The organism is Streptomyces minutiscleroticus (genome assembly GCF_014650875.1).
GTDB lineage: Bacteria > Actinomycetota > Actinomycetes > Streptomycetales > Streptomycetaceae > Streptomyces > Streptomyces minutiscleroticus.
In genome coordinates, this window is sequence record NZ_BMVU01000003.1 from 288432 (window position 1) to 311894 (window position 23463).

22 protein-coding genes are annotated in these 23463 nt (G+C 74.6%); 14 read left to right on the forward strand and 8 right to left on the reverse strand.

The annotated features are described in order from the left end of the window. Nucleotides 1-138 precede the first annotated feature (138 nt). Entirely contained in the window at nucleotides 139-1755 is a 1617-nt protein-coding gene (locus tag IE271_RS06555; protein WP_190189212.1) for a putative glycoside hydrolase, read from the reverse strand. A 185-nt stretch (nucleotides 1756-1940) separates the two neighbouring features. Between IE271_RS06555 and IE271_RS06560 the strand changes: the two genes are divergently transcribed. Then, nucleotides 1941-3041, forward strand: a complete 1101-nt coding sequence (locus IE271_RS06560) for a polysaccharide deacetylase family protein (protein WP_190189213.1) — start codon at nucleotides 1941-1943, stop codon at nucleotides 3039-3041. Between the two features lie 138 nt (nucleotides 3042-3179). Here IE271_RS06560 and IE271_RS06565 read toward each other — a convergent pair whose 3' ends face one another. Next, complete coding sequence (locus IE271_RS06565) at nucleotides 3180-6476, reverse strand: TIM-barrel domain-containing protein (protein WP_373308725.1); 3297 nt, start codon at nucleotides 6474-6476, stop codon at nucleotides 3180-3182. 576 nt (nucleotides 6477-7052) lie between these two features. On the opposite strand from IE271_RS06565, the gene IE271_RS06570 reads away from it, so the two are divergent. The 6 genes from IE271_RS06570 to IE271_RS06595 all read left to right on the forward strand — a co-directional run bounded on the left by IE271_RS06570 (nucleotide 7053) and on the right by IE271_RS06595 (nucleotide 11445). Then, nucleotides 7053-7475: a hypothetical protein gene (locus IE271_RS06570; protein ID WP_190189333.1), complete on the forward strand. Its 423-nt coding sequence runs from the start codon at nucleotides 7053-7055 to the stop codon at nucleotides 7473-7475. A gap of 100 nt (nucleotides 7476-7575) precedes the next feature. Then, nucleotides 7576-8484 (forward strand): asparagine synthase-related protein, encoded by a 909-nt coding sequence (locus IE271_RS43865; protein ID WP_373308726.1) that lies wholly within the window; start codon nucleotides 7576-7578, stop codon nucleotides 8482-8484. A gap of 43 nt (nucleotides 8485-8527) precedes the next feature. Further along, complete coding sequence (locus IE271_RS06580; RefSeq protein ID WP_190189216.1) at nucleotides 8528-9445, forward strand: dihydroorotase; 918 nt, start codon at nucleotides 8528-8530, stop codon at nucleotides 9443-9445. Next, entirely contained in the window at nucleotides 9442-9969 is a 528-nt protein-coding gene (locus IE271_RS06585) for a flavin reductase family protein (RefSeq protein WP_229919164.1), read from the forward strand. The genes IE271_RS06580 and IE271_RS06585 overlap by 4 nt, the downstream gene beginning before the upstream one ends. Nucleotides 9970-10080: 111 nt before the next feature. Then, complete coding sequence (locus IE271_RS06590; protein ID WP_190189217.1) at nucleotides 10081-10653, forward strand: TetR/AcrR family transcriptional regulator; 573 nt, start codon at nucleotides 10081-10083, stop codon at nucleotides 10651-10653. 93 nt (nucleotides 10654-10746) lie between these two features. Beyond that, nucleotides 10747-11445 (forward strand): SDR family oxidoreductase, encoded by a 699-nt coding sequence (locus IE271_RS06595; protein WP_190189218.1) that lies wholly within the window; start codon nucleotides 10747-10749, stop codon nucleotides 11443-11445. Nucleotides 11446-12031: 586 nt separating this feature from the next. Here IE271_RS06595 and IE271_RS06600 read toward each other — a convergent pair. After that, the gene (locus IE271_RS06600; protein WP_190189219.1) at nucleotides 12032-12982 is read right to left on the reverse strand and encodes an NADP-dependent oxidoreductase; all 951 of its coding nucleotides are present in this window, start codon (nucleotides 12980-12982) and stop codon (nucleotides 12032-12034) included. A gap of 179 nt (nucleotides 12983-13161) precedes the next feature. After that, nucleotides 13162-13983, reverse strand: coding sequence for a DUF1684 domain-containing protein (locus IE271_RS06605; protein ID WP_190189220.1), 822 nt, complete (start codon nucleotides 13981-13983; stop codon nucleotides 13162-13164). Between the two features lie 286 nt (nucleotides 13984-14269). Here IE271_RS06605 and IE271_RS06610 point away from each other — a divergent pair, with 286 nt between their 5' ends. Further along, a complete protein-coding gene (locus tag IE271_RS06610; protein WP_190189221.1) occupies nucleotides 14270-14734 on the forward strand; it encodes an SRPBCC family protein in 465 nt (154 codons plus the stop codon). 316 nt (nucleotides 14735-15050) lie between these two features. Here IE271_RS06610 and IE271_RS06615 read toward each other — a convergent pair whose 3' ends face one another. After that, nucleotides 15051-15716: a CBS domain-containing protein gene (locus IE271_RS06615; RefSeq protein ID WP_190189222.1), complete on the reverse strand. Its 666-nt coding sequence runs from the start codon at nucleotides 15714-15716 to the stop codon at nucleotides 15051-15053. Between the two features lie 525 nt (nucleotides 15717-16241). Between IE271_RS06615 and IE271_RS06620 the strand changes: the two genes are divergently transcribed. Beyond that, a complete protein-coding gene (locus tag IE271_RS06620; RefSeq protein WP_190189223.1) occupies nucleotides 16242-17138 on the forward strand; it encodes a universal stress protein in 897 nt (298 codons plus the stop codon). A gap of 50 nt (nucleotides 17139-17188) precedes the next feature. After that, a complete protein-coding gene (locus IE271_RS06625) occupies nucleotides 17189-17497 on the forward strand; it encodes an SHOCT domain-containing protein (protein WP_229919183.1) in 309 nt (102 codons plus the stop codon). A 94-nt stretch (nucleotides 17498-17591) separates the two neighbouring features. On the opposite strand, the gene IE271_RS06630 is transcribed toward IE271_RS06625, so the two are convergent. The 3 genes from IE271_RS06630 to IE271_RS06640 form a co-directional block, all read right to left on the reverse strand. Continuing rightward, the gene (locus IE271_RS06630; RefSeq protein ID WP_190189225.1) at nucleotides 17592-17954 is read right to left on the reverse strand and encodes an Rv1733c family protein; all 363 of its coding nucleotides are present in this window, start codon (nucleotides 17952-17954) and stop codon (nucleotides 17592-17594) included. 135 nt (nucleotides 17955-18089) lie between these two features. After that, nucleotides 18090-18761: a helix-turn-helix domain-containing protein gene (locus IE271_RS06635; protein ID WP_190189226.1), complete on the reverse strand. Its 672-nt coding sequence runs from the start codon at nucleotides 18759-18761 to the stop codon at nucleotides 18090-18092. A gap of 92 nt (nucleotides 18762-18853) precedes the next feature. Next, nucleotides 18854-19594, reverse strand: coding sequence for a CBS domain-containing protein (locus tag IE271_RS06640; protein ID WP_190189227.1), 741 nt, complete (start codon nucleotides 19592-19594; stop codon nucleotides 18854-18856). A 558-nt stretch (nucleotides 19595-20152) separates the two neighbouring features. Here IE271_RS06640 and IE271_RS06645 point away from each other — a divergent pair. The 4 genes from IE271_RS06645 (at nucleotide 20153) to IE271_RS06660 (ending at nucleotide 23239) form a co-directional block, all read left to right on the forward strand. Further along, a complete protein-coding gene (locus IE271_RS06645; RefSeq protein WP_190189228.1) occupies nucleotides 20153-20443 on the forward strand; it encodes a DUF1876 domain-containing protein in 291 nt (96 codons plus the stop codon). Between the two features lie 380 nt (nucleotides 20444-20823). Beyond that, nucleotides 20824-21252 (forward strand): Hsp20/alpha crystallin family protein, encoded by a 429-nt coding sequence (locus IE271_RS06650; RefSeq protein WP_190189229.1) that lies wholly within the window; start codon nucleotides 20824-20826, stop codon nucleotides 21250-21252. 257 nt (nucleotides 21253-21509) lie between these two features. After that, entirely contained in the window at nucleotides 21510-22043 is a 534-nt protein-coding gene (locus IE271_RS06655) for a pyridoxamine 5'-phosphate oxidase family protein (RefSeq protein WP_190189230.1), read from the forward strand. Nucleotides 22044-22246: 203 nt separating this feature from the next. Beyond that, nucleotides 22247-23239, forward strand: coding sequence for an Acg family FMN-binding oxidoreductase (locus IE271_RS06660; RefSeq protein WP_190189231.1), 993 nt, complete (start codon nucleotides 22247-22249; stop codon nucleotides 23237-23239). The last annotated feature ends 224 nt before the right edge of the window (nucleotides 23240-23463 follow it).

Here is a 23463-nt window from a genome sequence, read left to right on the forward strand (position 1 = left end):
GCCTCCGGGGCCCCGGCCGCTCCCCGCGGCACACCGATGCCCCTGGAACACGTGGACCGGGGCCGCCGAGCAGGCGGCCCCGGTCCGTGCGTTCCTCACGGAGACACCGTCCCGGCGTGCTCCGTCGGGCGGCTGCCGTCACTTCATGGCGGGCAGGGCCGCTCCCTGGTATTTCGCTCCCGCGTTCCACAGGAGGAAGGAGTTCATGCCGTTGTCCGCGGCCGCCTTGATCTGGGCGGAGACCTGTTCCGGACCGTAGTGCGTCCCCATGGAGAAGTCCTGGAGCCACGGGACGACCGCGCTGTTCGTGCCCTTCACCTGCTTGGCGAAGTCGGCGAGCGACCGGTGGACGATGTCGTACGGACTCGAGTTCGGGCTTGTGACACCGTACTCGCCGGCGGCCCAGTGCGAGGGGTACACCATCGGCGCGATGTAGTCGGCGCTCTCGGCGAGGGCGGGGATGTCCTGGGCGATCTCGGTGGGGCGGGTCGCGGCGATGCCGTACACCGACGCCCCGAGGAACGCCCCCTCCGCCCGGACGCGGTCGCGGGTCTCGGCGACGAACTCGGCGATGGACTCCTCGGGCGCCTTCTCACCGAGGCCCGGGAAGCGCAGTCCGGCGAGGTCGCCGTCGGGACGGCGCACGTAGTCGTACAGGATGTCGTCGAAGCCGAGCTTCGCCGCCTCTGCGGCGAGGTCGCTGTTGTACTTGCGCACCTCGGGGTCGGCGAAGTTGGTGAAGGAGAGCTTGCCGTAGCTGCCGCCGTTGTACGGCTCGCCACTGGGATCCTGCACCAGGCGCCGGTCCTTGCCGGCGCGGTGGGACGCCTCGGCCAGGATCGGGTCGCGGAAGGCGACGATGCGGCCGACGACGCGGACCCCCATGCCGTGCAGTTGGTCGATCACCTTGCGGGCGTCGTAGTGGCCCTTGACCGCGCCGATCTCGCGGGCCATGGGCACCTCGGACGCGTAGCCGACCTCTCCGAGTTCGTCCTTGATGTCGAGCTGGACGGCGTTGATCCGCTTCTTCCGGGCGAGTTCCAGGATGGGGTCCCGCAGCGCCGGTGACGTCCAGCCGATCGCGCTGAGGTGCGCGGCCCGGGTGACGGGGTAGGGCATGGACACGTTTACGTTCTCGCTGGTCACGTGGCCGCCCGCGTCCGTCGCCGTCACGGCGATGCTGCCGGGGGAGCGCTCGAGGCGCCGCGAGAAGCTGCCGTCGTCCGCGACGGACACCGGCTTTCCGGCCACGGTCACCTTCACCCGCCCGGCGTCCTCGACCCGGCCGCGCACCGTCACCGGAGCGCCGAACCTCTCGACCCGGGCGTCCGACAGCCGCAGGCGCGGGGCGACCGTGTCGACGGTGAACTTCTTCTTCGTGTCGCGGGCGAAGGGCAGGACGGTGTCGGCCCGGACGGCCAGTTCGTGCTCGCCCTCGGTCAGCTCGGGGACCCGGACGGCGAGCCGTCCGCCGGCCGGCCGGGTGCGCACCGGTTTCCCGTCGAGCGTCACCCGCACCCTGTCCAGGTCGGCCCCCTCCTTCCCGGCGACGGTGAGCCGCAGATCCGCCATGTCCGCCCGGTCGAGCACCGCGTCGCCGCCGAGGCCCTCGATCCGTATGCCGTGCGAGTAGGACTGGACCCCGAAGGCCCCCAGCGCCGTACAGGCGACGACGACGGCGACGACCGCCACGACGGGGCCCTTGCGGCGGCCGCGCCCTGGAGAAGTGCCTTTCCCGGCCGAATTCGTGTGCATGTTCATCCCATGGTCGAGGGCTTCGCTCCACCATCGGGATAACCGCTGGGCCGCCGTCCCATGACGCAACGCCGCACAATCGCGCGTTCGGCCGATCCCACCGGGCGCCGGCCGCGTCCGTGCCGCAGCGTGGAGATGAAGATCCACAACTGTGCTGTCCCACCTCCTCACGCGCCGGAGCCGCCATGCGTCCACATCCGCCGAATCCGCGTCCGTCGGGCCCGCGTCCGTCGCGTCCGCCGCGTCCGTGGGGCCGAGGGGGCGCCGCGGCGCAGGCCGTCCTGGCCGCCGTCCTGCTCGCCGGCTGCTCGGGGGCCGCGCAGCACGCCTCCTCCCCGCCGGACGGGGACCGGGAGGGGTCCCCGGCCGCCGGACACCAGGCCGGACAGGCCGCACCCGCCGACCCCGCGGCGGTCGGGGCCGACGAGCTCGGCGCGGTGCCGGTCCTGATGTACCACCAGATCGTGGCCGAACCCCAGAGCGTGTACGACCGCACCCCGCGGGACTTCCGCGCGGAACTGGAACGGCTCGCGCGGGAGGGCTACGTACCGGTCACCGCCCGGCAGTTCACCGCCGGAAAGATCGACATTCCCGCCGGCGCCCACCCCGTGGTGCTGACCTTCGACGACTCCACCGGCAGCCAGCTGGCCCTCGACGCCGCCGGCCGGCCGGCCCCCGGATCGGCGGTGGGAATCCTGCTGGACGTCGCGGAGAAGCACCCCTCCTTCCGCCCGGTGGCCACCTTCTTCGTCAACGGGGACCCCTTCCGGGACTCCGGCGGCCGCAGGACGCTCAAGTGGCTCGCCGACCACGGCTTCGAGATCGGCAACCACACGCTGCGGCACACCACCCTGGGCACGGTGGGGGACGCGGAGGTCCAGGAGGCCATCGCCCGGAACCAGCAGGCGATCACCGAGGCCGTACCGGGCGCGTCGGTGGTGTCCCTGGCGCTGCCCAACGGCTCCCTGCCCCGCACGCCGCAGCTCGCGGCGAAGGGGGTCTCCGGCGGCGTGCGCTACCAGCACCGGGGCGTCTACCTCGTCGGATCGAACCCGGCGCCCTCGCCGTTCTCGGCCGCCTTCGACCCCCGGGCCGTTCCCCGCATCCGCTCCCAGGCCGCGACCGGCCCGGACGCGCAGTTCACCTCCACCGCGTGGCTGGACAAGCTGCGCGACGGAACGGTCGGGCGGTACACCTCCGACGGCGACCCCGAGAAGATCTCCTTCCCCGAGGAGCGGGCGGCCGAGGTGTCCCCCTCCCACCGCAAGGCGGCCCGGTCGTACTGACGGGGCCGGAGCCCGCCCCGCCCGCCCGGGACCCGGTGGCCCGGCTCCACCCGCGTACCGGGCGGGCACAGCACAGGGGCCCGGTGCGTCCGGCTGACGCACCGGACGTACAGGGCCCCTGCGGCACTGCTCGATGCGCTACCGGTAGGCGACGGTCGTCCCGCTGCGGATGCCGCGCGCGGGCAGGGAGACCTTCAGGACGTGCGTGTCGGCGTCCCAGTGCCAGGCCGACCTCGGCATCCGTGCGTCCCCCGCGGTCACCCGGCTCGGCGGCCGCTCCACGCCGGTGAAGGACACGGTCCACGTGCGCCGGCTCGCCTGCCCCTCGAAGGACCCCTTGGTGGCGCCGATCCTCAGCACGTGGGAGTCCTTGCGCTCGGAGTAGTCGAGCCGGGTGGTCGCCGCCCGTCCCGAGACACGGCTGGTGCCGTCGTCCTCGTAGAGGGAGAAGGAGCCGGACGCCCCCGTGGCGACCTTGACGCCGACCTCGGACAGCGGGCGCTGCGCGTCGTCGGCCACGTCGCCGGACCGGGTGGCGACGATCCCGCCCGCGCGGACGAAGACCGGCATGGTGTCCAGTGTCGTCGTGACGTCGTGCGTGGCGCCGCCGGCGGGCGCGGTGTAGGTGCGCCCGGTGAAGTAGTCCGTCCACGTGCCCGGCGGGAACCACACCGACGTGGTGGTCTCGGTGCCGGGTTCGGCGACCGGTGCGACCAGCAGGTCGGGCCCGTAGAAGTACTCGCTGTCCGCCTCGGTGTAGGCCTTCGCCTCCTCCGGGTACTGCAGGTACAGCGGCCGAGTGATCGGCACCCCGGTGGTGTTCGCCTCGCGGGCCAGGGTGTACGTGTACGGCACCAGCTCCTCGCGCAGCCGCAGGAACTTCTCGGCCGACCTCTCCGCCTCGGGACCGTACTGCCAGGGAAGGCGGTCGCTGTGGTTGCTGTGCAGGCGGTCGATGGGCTGGAAGGTGCCCAGCTGCACCCACCGGGCGTACAGGTCGTCGGGCAGCTTGGTGGTGCGGTGCGTCTTGCCGTCCTCCGAGACGTAGGTCTCCGCGCCGGGGATGCCGAACCCGTCGTTGTGGCCGCCGATGTCGTGGCTGACGGCCGCGAGACCGGTCGACGCGGACTCGCCCGGTGTGTAACCGATCTGGGCGCGCAGGGTGCCCCAGCTCGACGTCGTGTCGCCGGAGAAGTGGATCGTGGTCCGCTTGTCGGCCCACGGCCCGGTGGGCACGCCCACTCCGCCGCTGTAGCCGCCGGCCTGCAGGGACCCGTAGGCGCGGGAGAAGGCGAAGCCCCGGTCACTGGTCTCGGAGGTGAGGTCGGCGTACTGCTGGTTGATCCACGCGTCCGGGGTCACGCCGGCCTGCGAGGAGCGGGAGGCGTCGCAGCACCAGTCCAGCCACCAGAAGTCGTTGCCGGCCTCGTCCAGCGGGCGGTGCAGGTCGAGGTAGGCCTTGAGCTGGTCGGGGTCACCGAAGTCGAAGCTGTAGCAGTCCGCGCCGGCCGCCGAGGCGCATCCGCCCTTGCGCAGCTTGCCCTTGGCCGTGGCCTGCGCCTTCGCGAACTGCGGGTCGGATCCGAGGATGCTCGGGTGCACGTTCAGGGTGCTGTGCAGCCCCTGGCCTTCGGCCCAGTCGAGGAAGCCCTCGGGGTCGGGGAACTTCCCGGTGTCGAAGTTCCAGCCGCTCCAGGCGTTGGGCGCCTTGTAGTCGGTGTCCATGACGAGTACGTCCAGGGGCACCTTCGCGTCGCGGAACGCCGACACGACCTTCTTGTAGTCGTCGGCCGTGCGGTCGATGTACTCCGAGTACCACACGCCGTAGGCCCAGCGGGGCAGCAGCTGCGGCGGCCCGGTCAGCGTGGCCAGGTCGGCAAGGCCCTGCTGGTAGTCGTGGCCGTAGCCGAAGACGTAGCCGTCCCGGTAGGGGCGCCCCTGGTGGCCGGGGCGCGCGGAGACCTTCTCGGTGCGGGTGTCGAGGACCGCGGAGGGCGTGTCGTCGAGCAGGTACCAGCCGTCCCGGTACAGCAGTCCGGGCGTGGTCCAGGGGGTGGGGTCCTTGTCGCCGTCGAGCCCGTCGAGGCTGCGCCGGTAGCCGCCCAGGGCGAGGTGCGACGCGGGCGCCGCCTGCTTGCGCGGGGTCAGTGCGAGGCGGTCCACGTTGACGTGGCAGCTTGCGGCCTCCGGGCACGACAGTGTGATCTCGTCGGTGCCCGCCTTCAGCTCCACGGGGACGGACACCGTCGACCAGGTGTCCCAGTCGTCCGTGGGCGGCAGGGACACGGTGCTCCTCGTGCCGCCCTCGGTGCCGACCGTCATCTCGCGCGCCTGGTGCAGGCCGTCGCCGCCCGAGCCGTTGGCGTAGCGCAGGTGCAGCGTGTAGGTGCCGCTCCCGGGGACGTCCGCGACCCGGTCCGTGATGCGCGACCCCTGGTTGAGCTCGGCGGTGAAGCCGTGGCCGGAGTGCCCGTCGTGGTCCGTGGCGACGACCGCGGAGCCCGACAGGAGCGCGTCCTCGGCCTCGCAGCCCGTACCGAACCGGCAGCCCGCGACGGCGCTCGCCTCCCGGGAGGGGTAGTCGGCCCCCGGCGTCAGCAGGGCGGTGCTGTCGACGTTGACGCTTCCGGAGTCGGAGGCGGCGCGGTGCAGCTTCACCGTGTGGGAGCCCGCGCCGAGGGGCAGCGACAGGCGGGCCACGCCCCAGGTGTCCCAGTCGTCCGTCCTGGGCAGGGTGAACTTCCTGTCGGCGCCGCCGTCCACACTGAGGCTGAGGGTCCGGGTCTCGTGGCGGCCGTCGCTGCCGGCCGCGTTGGCGTAGCGCACGGCGAACTCGTACGTGCCCTTCGCCGGCGCCCGCACGTCCGTGGTGAAGGAGTTGTTGTCGACCTCGAAACCGGCCAGGAACCCCTTGCCGGTGAACGCGCGGTGGTCCGTGGCCAGAGCGGGACCGTCGTACAGCTGGTCCTCGGCCTCGCACAGAGTCCCGACGGCGCAGACGGAACGACGCCAGGGCGCCGCCAGTACCGGCTCCTCGCCCGCGTGGAGTGCAACCGTCAGGTTGTCCGCGGTGAAGGGCCCGGAGCCGACCCGGTAGCGCAGGGTCATCTTGCTGGTGGTGATGGTCAGGACGCCGTCGCGGACGGTCGAGCTGTAGCGGGGCGGCGTGAAGGAGTCCCGGCCGACCGCGTTGAACGTGGACCGGTCCTCGAAGCGGCCGTCCCCTGCGTACTCCGTGCGGATCAGGGTCGGGGACAGCACCTCGAACCGGGCGTTCTGCACCTTCACCGTGGAGGTGCGCGCCGCCGGACCCGCGGTGTCCGCGGTCGCGACACCGGGGTGGGTCAGGCAGAGGGCCACCGACGCGCCGGCCAGGACATGACCGATGACCGGCGCGCGCAGTCTGCGGAAGGATCTGGAGAACGAAGGTCGCACGGCACGCTTCCTCTCATGGTCGGGCACTTCGGCGAGTGCGGCGGGCATGTGGCGACGAGTGCACGTGCGGACCAGCTCGCGCGTACAACGTTGTATCCACGGCCTCACGCATGAGATCACGCCCGGTCCCACGCGTCCACACCTTCGCCGGACATCGTTGTCAAAAATGATCGTTCCGAGCTGAGATCGGTGTGTCCGCACGGTGGTCCGGCACGGTGCCGGGGACGCACAGCGCCGTGTTGCGGGCGGCGAGGCGGGGGAGCAGCGGCCCGGGACAGCGAGGTTCCCCCGTCCCGCGCACGGGTGCGAAGCGCTGCTGACTCCCCGTCACCGTCAAGGTGCGGGGCGCTTCGGCGGCAGCAGGCGGTACGTCCGGACGGCCGCGGCACCGGTGGGTCCGGGCGGTCGAGGTGCCTGCCATCACCTCGTCGGCCGGCCGTCCCGCAACGGGGTCGCCGAGGGGGAGGGAGCGGCCGGGCGCCGCTTCTTCCATAGGATCACCGCATGCCTGCTGACGAACGCGTGACCCGGTCCATGTTCTCCCCTCGCCTCCAGCCGATATCGACTCCTCGGCCCATGCCGCGGCTGCCGCAGCGGATCTGGTCGGACGAAGACTGGGAGCGGATCCGGCGCGGCTACTCGGCGCGGGACATGGACGAGAAGTGGAACGTCTTCACGGAGGGCGAGGACGTCTTCCTGCACCGGAGCTGGACCGGTCACGGGGTCTTCGCGGCGACCTTCGAGCCGGTCGCCGACGGTGGGCGGCGGATCGCTCGCGCCGTGGTCGAGCGCGATCCCGAGCGCTACCGGGGCACGGACGACGACCACGACTGCCTGATGCTCGAGTTGGTGCTCAGCGCCATCGTGCTCGGCGAACCCGCGACCGACCTCCGATCGAGACTGGTGGAGTCGACGCGTCGCAGGTCGGGCTCCGCCGATGCGCCCGCGGGGCTCATCCGGCACAGCGCGTTGGGACTGCGCTCGGATCCGTCGGCCTGACGGGGAGCGCCGCCCCCCACCGCCCGTCCCGGGGCATCCGGATCAACGCCGTGCGCCCCGGCCACCGGCACACCCGTGGCGCGGACGCAGGCGCCGCCCGATGGCCCACGAGCGGGGCCTGCGCCCCGAGCCCGGCCGCACCCTGGACGAGGCCGGCACCCAGCTGCGCGACCTGCTGTCCCGCGAGGTGTCCCGGCTGCTGGTGGCGGACGCCCCCGTCGCGGCCGTCACCTCGGGCGGCCTCGACTCCAGCCTGGTCACCGCGCTCGCGGCCGAGGCGTTCCGCGCCGCGGGCGGCGCCGGTTCCCTGCACACCTTCAACATCGCCTACACCGGCACCTGGCCCAGCGACGAACGCGCCTACGCCGCCGAGGTCGCACGCAGCGTCGGCACCCGCCACCACCAGGTGGAGATCGACTACCTGGTGCTGGCCCGGACGGACGACCCGGCGCCGGCCGCCGGCCCGGACACCGGCTACGGCTCCGCGGGGCAGACGTTCTTCCTGATCCAGGCCGACACCCCCGGTCTGGAGCCGGACACCTCGCTGCGCCTGGCCGGCATGCGCGGATCGGCGACCGGCTTCGTCTCCGTCCACGACTGCCACGTGCCCGACGCGGCCCGGCTGGGGCCGGTCGGCGCCGCCGCCGCGATCACCGCCGGCGTCCGCGACGGCGGCGCCACCCTCGGCGCCGTCGCCGTGGGCCTGGCCCAGGCCGCGCTCGACCTGGCCCACGCGCACGCCGAGCGGCGCGGCCTGTTGGCACAGCAGGCCGTCCGGCACCGCCTGGTGGACCTCGCCACCGAGGTCGAGGCCGCCCGCGCGGTCGTCGAACGCGCCGGCCGGCGCAGCGCCGCCGACCCCGGCATGGCCACGCTGCACTCCAAGCTCTTCGCCTCCGCCGCGGCCGAACGGGTCGTCACCGAGTCGAGCAGCTGCTCGGCTCGGCCGGCTACGTCGCCGCGCACGAGATCAACCGCTACGGACGCGACGCCCGCGCCGTCGCGCTGATGGGCCCGACCAACGACCTCTGCAAGGAACTGGTGAGCCTGACGTGGCACAGCTGACCGACACACCCGCCGACCTGATCGTCGAGGGCGGCCGCCTCGTCACCCCCGACGGCGTCCGCGACGGCGCCGTCGCGATCCGCGACGGCCGCGTGGCCGCCCTGCCCGCCCCCGGCGAGCCGCTGCCCGCCGGCCCGCGCCTGGACGCCCGGGACCGCTACGTGCTCCCCGGCGGCATCGTCGCCGTGCCCCAAGTGGTGCGCCTGGTGCGCGAGTTCGGCACGAAGGCCCACGTCCTGCACGTGTCCTCGGCGGAGGAGGCCGACCTGCTCTCGGCGGCGGCCGCGGAGGGCCTGCCCCTCACCTTCGAAGTGACCGGCCACCACCTGTCGTTCACCCACGACGACACCACCCGGCGCGGCCCGCGCACCCGCCTCTCGCCGGCCATCCGCGACGGCCGCGACCAGCGGCGCCTGTGGCGGGCCGTACTGGACGGCGAGGCCGCCACCCTCGGCAGCGACCACGCCCCGCACACGGTGGAGGAGAAGAACCGCCCGCCCGCGGAGGCGCCCCCCGGCCTGCCCGGCGTCCAGGAACTGGCCACGGCCGTGTGGACCGGCCTGCGGATGCGGGACACCGCGCCGGACGAGGCGGCCGCCCATCTCGCCCGGCTCATGGGGGACGGGCCCGCCCGCCTCTTCGACCTGCCCGGCAAGGGGCGCCTGGAGCCGGGCGCGGACGCCGACCTGGCCCTGCTGGACCCCGCCGAGCGCTGGCAGTTCTCCGCGCGCGACGTGCAGTCGCTGTGCGGCTGGTCGGCGTACGAGGGCTGGACGTTCACCGGCCGCTTCACCACCACGGTGAAGGGGGGCCGCGTGGCCTGGGACCTGCGCGAGGGGTTCACCGGCCGGCCCGCGGGCCGCTGGCTGCGGGGCGCCGCCCGTCCGCTGGAGGCGGCCCGGTGACCGGCACCCTGCCGGCCGGCCGGCCCGCCCGGGGCACGGCGGGGGAACCGGCCGAGGCGTTCCGGACGGCGATGTCCGCCCTGGCGGCCCCCGTCACCCTCGTCACCTGCTACGACGACCAGGGCGTGCCCCGGGGGCTGACGGCCAGCGCCGTGGCCTTTCTGTCCCTCGACCCGCCGCTGTTCCTCGTCTGCCTGGACCGGCGCTCCCGGACGCACGACGCGCTGACCGGCGCCGCCGCCTTCACGGTCCATCTGCTCGCGCCGGGCGACGAACACCTCGTCGGCAGCTTCACCCGGCCGGCCGAGGAACGCTTCGAGGGCATGGCGCTGGTCCCGGACCCGCATCCGGCGCCCGTCCTGCGCGACGCCGCCCTGACCCTGCGCTGCCTGCGGCACGACCTGCTGGAAGGAGGGAACCACACGATCCTCGTGGGCCGGGTCACCGGTGTCGACGGCGAGCCCGCCCGCGCGGGCGGACTGCTCTGGCACCGGCGGGGCTTCGCGCACGCGCGCCGTCCATGACCCCGCCGGGCCGCCGTCCGCCGGCGGCGGCCCGCGGTCCCCGCGACAGGCGCGGCACCACCCCGTAAACCGATCGGTTTTGATGTGCGGACATCGCGTTAGCCTCACGGTATGAGTGGCGAAGAGAAGAAACCGAACTCCCGCGACCGGCTGCTGGAGGCCGCCGCCGCACTCTCCTACCGCGACGGCGTCGGCGTCGGCGTGGAGGCGCTGTGCAAGGCGGCCGGCGTGTCGAAGCGCTCGATGTACCAGCTGTTCGGCAGCAAGGACGACCTCCTGGCGGCCGGCCTGGAGCGGCGCGTCCCCGCCTACGTGGCGAAGCTGCTGCCCGGACCCGGCGACGGGCGCCGCCCGCGGGAGCGGATCCTGCACGTCTTCGACGCGCTGGAGGAGCAGGCGGCCTCGCCGGACTACCTGGGCTGTCCCTTTCTGGCCGCCCAGGTCGAGCTGAAGGACGGGGACCACCCCGCGAGCCGGGTCGCGCGCCGGGCGAAGGAGGGACTGACGTCGTTCTTCCGGGAGGAGGCCGAACGCGGCGGGGCGGGCGACCCCGGCCTGCTGTCCCGGCAGCTGAGCCTCGTCTTCGACGGGGCGAGCGCCCGGGCCGGGATCCGGGCCGACTCCCCGGACGGGCTCGTGCGGCCCACCGTGACCGCTCTCCTCGACGCCGCAGGCGTGCGCTGAACCACCGCGCCCGGGCGGCCCCGCGCTTGAAAGTGGAAACCGATCGGTTTACCTTAGGGGGAAACCGATCGGTTTCCTGTTGTGGAGGCAGACATGACCGAGATCAAGGGGGCCGTCGCCCTCGTCACCGGTGGCAGCCGGGGCATCGGCAAGGCGCTCGTGGAAGAGCTGTACGCGCGCGGCGCGGCCAAGGTCTACGCCACGGCCCGCGACCCGCGCACCGTCACCCACCCCGACGCCGTCCCCCTGGCGCTGGAGATCACCGACCCCGACTCCACGGCCGCCGCCGCGGCACAGGCCCAGGACGTGAACCTGCTGGTCAACAACGCCGGCGCCCTGGTCGGCGCGTCCTTCCTCGACGCGCCCCTCGACGACGTGCGCCGGGAGTTCGAAACCAACTTCTACGGTCCCCTCCTGACGACCCGGGCCTTCGTGCCGGTCATCGAGCGCAACGGCGGCGGGCACGTCCTCACCGTCCACTCCGTGCTCTCGTGGCTGGCCACCGCCGGCTCCTACAGCGCCTCCAAGGCCGCCCTGTGGTCCCAGACCAACTCCCTGCGCCTGGAGCTGCGGCCGCGCGGCATCGAGGTCACCGGCCTGCACATGGCGTACGTCGACACCGACATGGCGGCGGACGTCGACGCGCCCAAGTCGTCCCCGCGCGACGTGGCCGCGCTGGCCCTGGACGGTGTGGAGTCGGGAGCGTACGAGGTGCTGGCCGACGACGTCACGCGCCGCGTCAAGGCGGGACTGGCCGCGGACCCCGCGGCCCTCTACCCGCAGCTGTCCTAGCCGAGGAGCGCTCACCGCGGGGCCTGCCGCGAAGGTGCGGCGGGCTGCCCGGCGGGCACTTCAGCCGGACGCGGGACGGGTGACGGCCTCCAGGAGTTCGAGCAGGTGCCGGTAGGGGGGCCGGTGGCCCGGGTCGGGCCGAGTCCGCGGGCGCGGTCCATCCAGACGTGGGCGTCGGCGGGGCGGACGCCGTCACACCGGGCGGCGCCGGTGAGCGCCGAGGGGGAGGGCCGCCGGGGCGGCGCCCGTAGCTCCGCGGTGGCCGCCGGGTCGCGCCGGGCCACCGGGAGGCCGGTGGCGCCGAGCGGTTCGGCCGTCGCCGGCCCGGCGCCGACGAGGGCGTCTTCCTGCGTTCCCTCCGATTCCCCGGGGCCGGACGGTGCGACGCCAGCCGCCCCGTCGGCTCCGGCCGGGTCCTGTCCGTCCCCGAGGAGCCCGCCCGCCGTCCCGGCGTGACGGGCCGAAGGAGCCGGCCCGGGTGAGCGGCGGTGCCCGGGCCCAGGGGCCGCATCGATCCGCACCCGGTCCGAGGCGCGCCGGGAGCGGCCGGCAGGCAGGGGGTGCCCGCCCGCCGGTCCCGGTGCACTCAGAACGTGAGGACCAGCCGGCCGCGTGTGCCGCCCGCCTCGAGGCGCCGGTGCGCCTCGGCGGCCCGCTCGGCCGGGAACACGTCGGCCACGCGCAGCGTCAGCCCGCCCCTCTCGACCTGCTCGCGCAGCCGGTCGAGCGCCGTCCGGTTCTCGGCGTAGTCCCGGACCATCACCGGATGCCAGGTGACGCCGCGCCCGCCGCCGTCCTCCGGCCCGGCGTACCCGCGGACGGTGGCGATCCGCCCGCCGTCCGCGAGGGCGGGCAGCACCAGGTCGCCCTGCACGCTGCCGTCGGCCAGACCCGCGACGCCCTCCGGTACCGCCCGGCGGATCCGGTCGGCCACGTCGTCACCGCGCCGCACCACGATGTCGGCTCCCAGCGAGCGCACCAGTTCCTCGTCGGCCTCCGAGGCGTCGGCGACCACCCGCAGCCCGTCGGCCCTCGCGAGCTGCACGACGTATCCGCCGAACGCGCCGGCCGCGCCGGTGACGGCGAGCGCGGCACCCGCGGGCAGGGCCAGGGTGTCCAGGGCCAGCCGTGCGGTGAGCCCGTTCATCGGCAGGGTGGCCGCCTCGACGTGTTCGGTCCCCGCCGGTGCGGGGGCGACCGAGCCGGCCGGCAGGACGATCCGCGAGGAGTACCCGCCGTGCGAGCCGTACGGGACGACGATGCCCATCACCCGGTCCCCGACGGAGAGACCGGAGCCTGCGGTGCCGTCGCCGAGGGCCGCCACGGTGCCGGCGACGTCCATGCCGGGCACGTGGGGCAGGGGGGCACCGCGCATGGCCTCGGCCCGTGCTCCGGCGCGGATGTATGTGTCGGTGGGGTTCACGGCCGCGGCGGCGACGTCCACGAGCACCTGGCCGGGTCCGGGGACCGGGTCGGGCAGCTCGAAGACGCCGAGGGCCTCGGGCCCTCCGAACTCCTTCACTCCTACAACACGCATACGTCCCACAACGGCGTGCCGCATCGTCGTGTTCCGTGCCGAACGGGCGAATCCGTCATGGGGCCCGCCGAGGGGGGGGTACGACCGGAGCCGAACCGCCCGGCCGCCCGCCGACGCCCGCGGAGCCCGGAGCGGGACGACGGGCCCCGGCGCCGGCCGTGGCGGGGCGGCTCTCCGGGTCAGGGCCGTCCGCCGCGCTCCAGCGGGATCCGCTCGCCCGCCTCGACCGCGATCGGCAGCCGGTTCCCGGCGGGCGGCAGCGGGCAGGTCGCCAGGTCGGTGTAGGCGCAGGGCAGGTTCCCTGCGCGGTTGAAGTCGAGGACGACCCGGCCGTCGGAGTCGGGCGCGGCGATCCGGAGGGAGCGGTTCGCGGCGTACGTCGTCACGCCCGAGGTCTCGTCGGTGAACAGCACCATGAGGCTGCCGGGGGAGCCGCCGTCGAACGCGGTGAGGCGGTGCGGCGTGCCCTCCCATGCGAACTCCACCTGGCCGGGGGAGTCGTAGACGTGCTCCAGGCCCTCGACGGCGGCGCCCACCGTGAGGGGGCGGGGTTCCCGGAAGGGCAGGAAACGGCCGGTGACGCGCCAGCGCGGGTCCGGGGCGTAGGCGGGCGTGTACGTGAACGAGGTGCGCAGGGGGTTGTCGGGGTGGCGGGGCCGCAGGATGTCGTGGCCGCCGCGCCTGGCGACCTCGATCACGGCGTCGCCGTGGCCGACGTACAGGCTGTCCCGCTCGGCGATCGCACCGAAGCCGTACCGTCCGCGCACCGCCGTGCCGTCGACGGTCAGCTCCTCGCCCTCGGCCAGGTCGACCACGACCCCGCCGGCGGTGGCCGACCAGGCGCCGGGGGCGTCCTCGAAACGGGTCGGTTCCGGGCTCAGCCAGTGCAGTCCCGTGATGGCGAGGAAGCCGTGCGGCCCTGCCAGCGCCTCCTCCTTCGCCCGGTGCCACTCCTCCCACTCCCTGACGAAGCTCACCCGGTCGACGTCCTGGACGGTCATGTCCGCTCCCTCGTGTGAGGCCGATGGCCGAAGTGCCCGCTCCCTCCAACGGCCGCGGCCCCGTGCGCCATTCCGCGCGCCGGCCGCGACCGGCGTCCCTCATGCGGCCGGGCTCGCCCGCGGCGCGCCCGAAGACCTCGGAACGGCCGGGACGGCCGCGTCCAGCAGCCGGGCGCGCCGGTCCCCGACCGTACCGCCGGCGGCCCCGCCCTTCACGGACGAGCCGCCCGTGTCCACCACGTCGCGGCCGTACCAATGGATGCGACTCGCCGGTACCGTGCGATGCATGAAACCTGTCACCGTGTCGGTCGACGTGCGGCAGACGCCTGAGCAGGTCTACGACTTCCTCGACGTCATGGCTCATCACGAGCGGTTCACCGATCACTACCTGACCGGCTGGCGCTGCAGCGGCCCCGGCCGCGGCGTCGGATCGTCCGCCACGGTCACCGCCACGCTGGGCGGCACCAGGACCCGCGTCACCGTCGAGGTCGTCGAGGCCGAAGCGCCGCGACGCATCGTCGAACGCAACGTCAGCGCGGGCGGCCGGCGCCTGGCCCGCGGCGTCTACACCATCGAGCCGTCGCCGGCCGGCGGAAGCCGCGTCTGGTTCACCTACGCCTGGGAGCGCGCCCCTCTCGCCGACCGTCTGCTGGCACCCGTGGTCCGGGCCACGATGCGGCGCGCCAACCGCACGGTCATGCGACGCCTGGCCACCGAACTGGCCCGCCACGAAACCGCCGCGGACCCCTGAGCGCGATGAGACGTCCCGTCAGGTCGTCGGACGCGGCCCGGCCTGCGGGGGACGCTGACCTGTACCTTCCACCCGCCGCGGTCTCCGGGCCCCGAGCGGGAGAGCGGGGGCGCCTCCTGGGCAGGGCGCCGAGACCTGTCCGGGAGGTACCTCCTGACACCGGTCGTCGCGGCACCTCCTGACGCCGGTCGTCGTCGCCCGGGACGCGCCGGGCCCGCGCAGGCGAGCAGTCGCGCCGTGCGAGCGGCGGGTCGGTGCGGCGGCCGTCCTGCGGTCCCGCGGTTCCGGCCCGCGGCGTGTCGCCCGGCGGGGTGTCTCACCGCGCATCGCCGTGCGCCGGACCGGGGTCGAGGCGGAACTCGACGTCGACGACGCCCTCGACCGCACGCACCAGCCGGGCCACCACCGGGACCAGGGACCTGTCCCTGAGCCGTCCGGAGAGAGTGACGACGCCCTCCGCGACCTCCACCCGGATCGGATCGGCCGAGGCGGGGCGCAGGTGGCCGACGATCTCACGGCGGATCTCCCCGGCGATGTCCTCGTCCTTCCGCAGGAACACCTTGAGCAGGTCCCCGCGGCTGACGACGCCGTCCAGCATTCCCTCGCGGTCGACGACGGGCAGCCGCCTCACCCGGTGCTGGGCCATGATGCGGGCGGCCCGGGCGAGGGTGGCGTCGGCGTGCACGGTGACCGCCGGAGCGGTCATCAGGTCCTGGGCGGTCAGCCCGCCGGCCTTGGCCAGGTCGGGCAGCCGGGTCCGCTGGACGAAGCTGTCGGGGTCGCTGTCCCGGAACTCCTCCTTGGGCAGCAGGTCGGCCTCCGAGACGACGCCGACGACCCGGCCCTCGCCCTCCAGCACGGGAAGGGCGCTGACCCTCCACTGGCCCATGAGCCTGACGATGTCCTTGAACGGCGCGTCGCGGCCGACGGCGACGACGGTGTGCGTCATCACGTCGCTCACGAGGCGCGGACTGTCGTGCATGGTCCTCTCCTCACAGCCGTGCCGTCCCACCGTCGGACGCGGCCGACGGCGGGGCCGGCGTTCCCCCACAGCCCCGGCAGCCGCCCCGGGGGCGCCGTCACAGGTCTCGCGGGCGGTGCCCCACGGCAGCCGTCTTCCTGCCCCTTTCCGCCCTTTCCGTATGGCGGTCGCATCGTCGGCCGTCCCGGCGCCCGGCGGCATGGGCCGAACGTCCCCGCCGCGGGGACGAAGCGCCCCTCGCGGCGGCGGGACCAGACCCGGGCGGGGAGCCCTTGGGGCCGCACGGAGGAAGACGCGGTACGGAAAGGGCTCGCCGGGGCCGCCGCTGCGCGGCGGGACGCTCCCGGGCAGGGGCCGACCGGTCTCGACGGTGACCGGGCGGCCCCTCCTCGCGCGCCAGGCGCGGTACGACGCTGGTGTCGACAACCGGACGGACCACAGGTCCGCCGGACCGCCGGACCACAGGCAGGGTCGTCGTGGCCGGGGGTCCGGGGCCGCGAAGCGCAGTGCGGAGGGGTGAGGGGGATGCTGAAGCCGGTCGTGGTGGGCCTGGACGGCTCACCGGAGAGTGTCGCCGCGGCCGACTGGGCGGCCAGGGAGGCCCTGCGCCGCGGGCTGCCGCTGCGTCTGGTGCACGCCTGGGAGGGCCTGCCCGCCGACGACGCCGGTGCGGACCTGCCCGAGCTGCGGGCCCCGCAATACCACGCGCGCCGGGTGCTGCGCACGGCGGTCGAGCGGCTCAGCGCACGGTATCCGCAGCTGTACGTGGCCGCCGAGCAGGTGCGCCTGCGGCCCGGCCCCGCGCTGCTCGCCGAGGCGCGCACCGCCGAACTGCTGGTCATCGGAGGCCAGGGGCTCGGCAGCGTCGGCGGACTCATGACGGGATCGGTGGCCCTCGCCACCGCCGCCCACGCGGAGCGGCCCGTGGTGCTGGTGCGGGCGGGGGAGGACGCGACGCACGAGCACCTGCCGGACGCTTCCGGGAAGGCCTCCACGCACACGCCCTGCCGCGACGTCGCGGTCGCGGTCGACACCGGCACGGCCTGCGACGGCCTCCTGGACTTCGCGTTCCACGCCGCCGAGCTGCGCAGGGCGCCGCTGCGCGTCGTGCACGCCTGGCACGTGCCGCTCTCGCGCGGCCTGCCGGACGCCGCGGGGCGTGCCTGGATCAAGGAGGAGGCGGAGAACGGGCTCACGGCGCTGCTCGAACCGTGGCGTGCGAAGTTCCCCTCCGTGTACGTCCGCGAGACCCTCCACGAGGGACGCGCCGCGCACGTGCTCGTGCGCGCCGCGGACGGAGCGGGCCTGGTGGTGGTGGGGCGCCGGCGGCGTCGCGCGGCGGTCGGCTCGCACACCGGGCCGGTGGCCCACGCACTGCTCCACCACGTACGCCGGCCGGTCGCACTGGTTCCGCACGACTGAGGGCGCGCAGCCGCGTCCGCCGCCGGAAACCGAGGAAGTGATCCGCAGTGATGTACTGGAACCCGCACGGCATGAGCGGCTGGGGCTGGTTCGCCATGTCGTTGAGCACGGTCGTCTTCTGGGCCCTCCTGATCGCCGTCGGCGTGCTGCTCTTCCGCTCCCTGGACCGCGGCCGCCCCGGGGCGCACGGCGAGAGCCCGCACAGCGCCCCTGCACAGGCGCTCGACCGCACCCCTGAGCAGGTGCTCGCCGGGCGCTTCGCCCGAGGGGAGATCGACGAGGAGGAGTACCGGCGCCGGCTGTCCGTCCTGCGGTCGGACGGCCCGGACCGGACGAGCCCTTCCTCCTCTTCGGTCTGACCCCGCTTCGGCCGGCAGGGACGGAACGCGCGCGTCGCGGGACGCCCGCCTCCACCCGCGGGCACGCGGGCCCCGCCCGCCGGGGTGACGGCCCTCAGCCGGTGGTCCGCCGCCGGGTGGGGCCGACCCGCGCCCACTCCCGGTCCCACTCCGCCAGCCGGTACCGGTCCAGGCGCCCGCGCACCGGGTGCCCGCAGACCAGCACGCCGCCGGCGGCCCCCGTTCCGGCCAGCGTGCCGGACAGCGAGGTCCCCCGCCGCGCCTGCGTCCCGGTGGGGGGCCGGGACACCAGCCTGTTCGCGCGGTCCGACCACACGGTGACCGGGGTGCCCGTCCTCGTACCGGGCTCGGCCTTCGCCAGGCCGGTGTGCGAGGAACCGTCGGGGGCGGTCCGGCCGCCCGAGGGGCGCGTGTCCCGCCGGGCGGACCCGGACCGTGGGCCGCGGACCACGAACACGGGCCACGGACCACGAACACGGGCCGCGGACCACGAACACGGGCCGCGGACCACGACCACGGGCCGCGGACACGGACCGCGGCGGGTCACGCCGTCCGGCTTCGCCGCAGGGACGGCCCGCGGCGCGCGAAGCGCTCACACGGTGATGCGGCGCCCGGTGACGATGCGCGGCTCGACGCGAATCCACAGATCCCGCCGGCCGCCCGCCCACGGCTTGCTGTGCGCGAGTCCGCGCAGCCTGCGTACGTCGTCGGGGTCGGTCACGGCGTGGGCGCGCCCGTGCACCAGCACGCTCCAGCCCCGGCTGAACGCCGTGTCGACGCGGTCCACCTCGAAGGCCACCCGGGAGCCGGCCGCCCGCGCCGTCACGGTGCGGGGAGCGGTTCTGAAGACGATGCTCCTGTGGACGACGGTGTAGTTCACGGGGACGACGACCGGTCCCGAGACGGTGTTCACCGCGAGTCTTCCCACGCCGTGCGTGGCCAGCAGGGTCCAGCACTCCTGGGCGCCCAGCCGGGTGAACCCGGGGTTCCGGGCGGCCCGCCCCGGTCCGGGCGGCAGTTCGGCGTCGCCTCCGGTCAGCTCGCGCAGGGTGGTCCGCAGCGCGTCGGCCAGCCTGAGCAGGGTGTGCACGCCGGGCGACGCGGTGGGCTGCTCCTCCAGGTACCGCAGGTAGCCGGGCGCCACGCCCGCCCGGGCGGCCGTCTCCTCGCGGGACAGGCCGAGTTCCTCGCGCCGCAGGGCGAGCCGTCGCCCCAGGTCGCCCGCGGGACGGCTGTCCGGGGGCGGCGGTGGCGGTGTGGCCATGACCGCTGGCCTCCCTTCACGGGCCGGGGAGTGCGGGTGCCGTCCGCCTCCTCCGCCTCCTGTCTCCGTCGCACCGTTCTCCTGCCGTCGTCTCACCGCCTGTGCAGCCGGCCGTCGGCGACACCGTGCAGGGCCTGCTCGTCGGGTTCCAGACGGGAGTCGTCGAAACGGGAGGCGAGCTTGTCGACCACGGCGACCACGCCGTCGATCTGCCTGGTCATGGAGACGGCGATCTGTGCCTCGCTCCTGCGCTCCACGGTGCCGTCGAGCGTGACGACGCCCTCCACCACGGAGACGTCGACGGCCCGCGGCCGCAGCCACAGGGTGCGCACCAGCACCTGCTCGACGACTTCCTCCTGGATGTCGGCGTCGGGCCGCAGGAAGACCTGGAGCAGGTCGTGCCGGGTGACGATGCCGACGAGCCGGTCCTCCTCGTCCACCACCGGAAGCCGGTCCACGTGCCGCTGCGTCATGGCCCGCGCGGCTTCGGCGATGGTCGCTTCGGCGCGCACGGTGACGGCGGGCGAGGTCATCAGCTGTCCGGCCGTGCGCGCGGTGCCCTTGGCGGCCTGCCTCCGGGCCCTGGAGGTCAGTTCGGCGAACCGGGGGCGGCGCCTCGGACCGCTGAGCCCGAAGGGGCCGGGAACTGTCGTCCGGCGCACCATCAGATCCGTCTCGGAGATGACACCGACGACCTTGTCGTCCTCGTCCACGACCGGCAGGCCGCTGATCCGTCGGTCGGCGAGCAGGCGTGCGACTTCCTTGAACGGGGTGCCGTGCTCGGCGCGGACGACCTCGGCGGTCATCACGGAGCCGACCTTGTCGTGCCTCATGGCGGTTCCCTTCTCGGCGCAGTCGGAGGTTGTCCGGGACATCTCCGTTCAGAAGTCCCGCCGGCGGCCGTCCGGCGCCGCGGGGCGGACGCACACGGTGGTACCGCCCGCGAGCAGGGCGCGGACCGGGGCCGACCGGGCACGGCGTCCGTCATCGCGGGTCTCCTTCCGGCCTCTTCCGCCCATCGAGCGTCCAGCGGACCGCGGGGGACCCCCATGGGCTGTCCGGGGACGACTTGAGGGCCGGACGGCCCAAGCGGCGTCCGCCACCGCGGGAGAGGCTGGACCCGCGAGGTGACCCCGGAACCGTCCCGATGACCGGCGGCCGGTGGCTGGTGCCCGGTCGTCACCGGTCCCGCGTCGGTCCGTCACCGGACCCGCGCCCCCACCACCATCCTGCGGTACGAGAGCGGGGGCGCATCCGCGAAGGAGGCCCTGCTCATGTCCCGTACCGTCGTCGCCGGCATGGACGGTTCGCCCGGGACGGACCGGACCCACGGGATCACGTGCCGAAGGCCACCGAACCGCGAGAGTCCGTTCCGTCCCACGGAGGAAACGATGCCGCACACCAAGGAATGGAAGGTCCACCTCTACCTCTCCGAGGACGAGGGGACGACGAAGGCGCGCGTGGTGCTGGACACCGGGACCTCGTCGCTCACCGGGCACGGGGCCGCGCGCTGCAACCCCGCCGACCGGGACGTGCCGGAGATCGGTGACGAACTGGCGGTGGGCCGGGCCCTGCACGACCTCGGCCGGCAGCTCGTGACCATCGCCGAGCGCGACATCGAGGGCATGGGCGCGTCCGAGACCGGACGGGCCGCCCGCCCGGCGGCCGGATGGCCCGGATGACCTGCGGCCCGGACCGGACGGACTCCGGGTTCTCGCACGGTGCTCCGCCCGGTCCTGTCCGGCCCGGCCGGGGTCGGGCCGGCGGTCCGCGCAGTCCGGTGCCGCCGAAGGGAGGACCGGCCGCCGACGGGGTGTGGCCGGGTGGCCGGGAAGCGCGAGGTCTGCCCGGTGGCCGACCGGGTTCCGGGACGCCGGCAGGGGCAGTGGCGCCACCGTGTGCCGGACCGCAGGGCCGATGGGGCTCCCGTCAGGGCCGACCGGCTCTCGTGCGTGCCACCGCGTACTTGATATGCCGGGACGAAGCGAAACACTCCGTGTCCGGCCCCACCGCTCAGCGGGTTGGGGCGTGGATGAGCGCCTTGTCCCATAGGGGAGTTGACATGCCTGGCATTCTCGAGTGGCGCCCGCCCCTGCTGCCCGACCTGTTCGACTGGCTCGAGTCCGGTCTGCCCGGGTTCCCCGCCCGGCACGGAGCGCCGGTGCACGGCATCCGTATCGAGGAGCAGCTGACCGACGACGCGTACCTCCTGCGCGCGGAGCTGCCCGGCCTGGACGTGGAGAAGGACGTCCGGATCGACGTCACGCACGACGTGCTCAGCCTGCGGGCCGAGCGGGGCGAGGAGACGAGGGAACGGCACCACACCGAGTTCCGCTACGGCACCTTCGCCCGCAGCGTCCGTCTGCCGGCCGGTGCCCGGGTGGACGAGGTCAGGGCCGAGTACAAGGACGGGATCCTGACCGTCACCGTGCCCCTCACCGCGGTGGAGAAGCCTTCCGTCACCCACGTCGAGGTCCGCCGCGCCGAGTAGTCCCGGGGGGTCCCGCACACTCCGCACCACCCTCACCGGTGCGCGGCCCGTCCGCTGCGCGCACCGGTCCCGCGGACCACTCCGTCGGAGGCACGGCGACGGGACCGTCCCGTGCGACCGGACCGGACCGGCACGGAGCGACGGCGGGCCGCGGGCCGCGCGATGCCCCGTCGATGCGCTCGTGCACACGGGGCGGAGCCCAGTAGGAGACCGCCCGATCGAAGGGCGCCTGCCGCACGGTGCCCGGGGGAGACGCCATGAAAGCCCACGCTCCGGACTTCAGCGGTGGCACGCGCCTGGTCGAGCTGAGCCGGAACGAGGCCCTCACGCTGCTGGCGAGCGTGCCCCTCGGCCGCGTCGGCTTCACCCGGCAGGCGCTGCCCGCCATCCGCCCCGTCCGCCATCTCGTGCACGAGGGCGCCGTCGTGATCTGCACCCACACGGGCTCCGTGTTCCTGCACCGCTTCCTGGAGTCGGAGGTGGTGGCGTACGAGGCCGACGAGATCGACCCGGACACGCGCACGGGCTGGAGCGTGACCGTCACCGGCGTCGCCGCCCGGGTCACCGACCCCGAGGAACTGGTCCACTACCGGGACCTGCGGTGTCAGAGCCTGCTGGTTCCCTGGACGGACGCCGGCATGGTGCACGTGGTGCGCATCGCCCCCGAACTCGTCACCGGCTACCGGCTGGAGGCGACGTGTCCCGGCGCGTTCCGGGAGCGCCGCGACGGACAGGCGCTCCGCCCCGGCGACACGGTCCTGGGCGAACGGGAGCCGGCCGCCGACGGGTGAGACCCCAGGCCGTTCCCGGAGGCCCGCTCCTGCTCCTCCTTTTCCGTCCTTGTCCCGGCGCGTACGCAGGTGGCGCCCGCTCGGACCGCGGTTCTTCGCGGCGCAGGGCCGGGGCAGAGCCCGATCGGCCCCGGAGCGGGGCTGATCGGGCTCTACCGGTGAGATGTCCGCGATGCTCCGATGGAACCGACGAGGAGGCCGCGATGAGGGGACGAAGGCTCGACGCGGACACGGTGACCGGCCTCGTCGCCGAGGCCACGGCGGCACCGTCCATGCACAACGCGCAGCCGTGGCGTTTCCGCTTCGTGACGGAGGAGCGCGTGCTGCTGCTCCGAGGGGACACGGACCGGACGATGCCGCGGTCCGATCCGGGCAACCGGGCACTGCACATCGGCTGCGGAGCGGCGCTGTTCAATCTGCGGGTCGCCGCGGCGCACGCGGGTCTGGCCCCGGAGGTCAGGCTGTTCCCCGAGCCGGGGGACCCCCTGCTGCTCGCCGCTGTCCACCTCGACCCGGGCGGGACGGCGCCCGACAGGGAGGGCCTGGCGCGGCTGCGTCCCGCCGTCCGGGAACGCCGTACGAGCCGCCACCCCTTCCTGGACGAGGACATCCCCGGGGAGGTCAGGCAGCGGCTGCACGACGCCTCGGCGCAGGAGGGCGCCGCGCTGCTCTTCCTCGGTCCCTGGCACACCGAGACGGTGCTGGACCTGGTCCGCGACGCCGAGAGCCGGGACGTAACGACCCCCGGCAACCGGCAGGACCTGGAATGCTGGACGCGGCTCGGCACCCGGGCGGCCACCGCCGTCGACGGTGTGCCCGAGTACGCCTTCGGACCGCGCGAACGGGACGGCAGGGCTTTCTCGCGGGACTTCGCCGGACGCCGTCCGGTGGCCGGCCGCGGCACGGCCGGCTTCGAGCGCCGTCCCCGCCTGGCCCTGCTGAGCACCCCCGGCGACCAGCCCGCCGACTGGCTGCGTGCGGGGCAGGCGCTCGAACGCGTCCTGCTGGAGGCCACTCTGGCGGGCCTGGCCACCTCCTTGAGCTCCCACCCGCTGGAAAGCGCCGACCTGCGCCGCCTGGTCCGCGACCCGGTGTCGGGCCGGGGGCAGGTGCAGATGGTGCTGCGCCTCGGCTACGGCCCCCGGGGCCCGGCCACGCCCCGCCGCCCCGTCCGGGAGGTCCTCGACATCGTCTGAACCCGGCCCCGCCCGCCGAGGGCGCGCCGTGCGGGGAGAAGGGTTTCGGCCACACAGCGGTGCGTGTCGCGAAGCCCTCGTCCGGGATGCCACCGCGGCGATCCGGGGTGCCGCCGTGGTGAGAAGGAGACATGTTGTGGACGGCGGCGCACGAGGACATCCCGTGCGGTGTGCCGCCGTGGCCGGGCCGACGGTGTGCCCGCGCCGCCGCGTACACGGGTGAA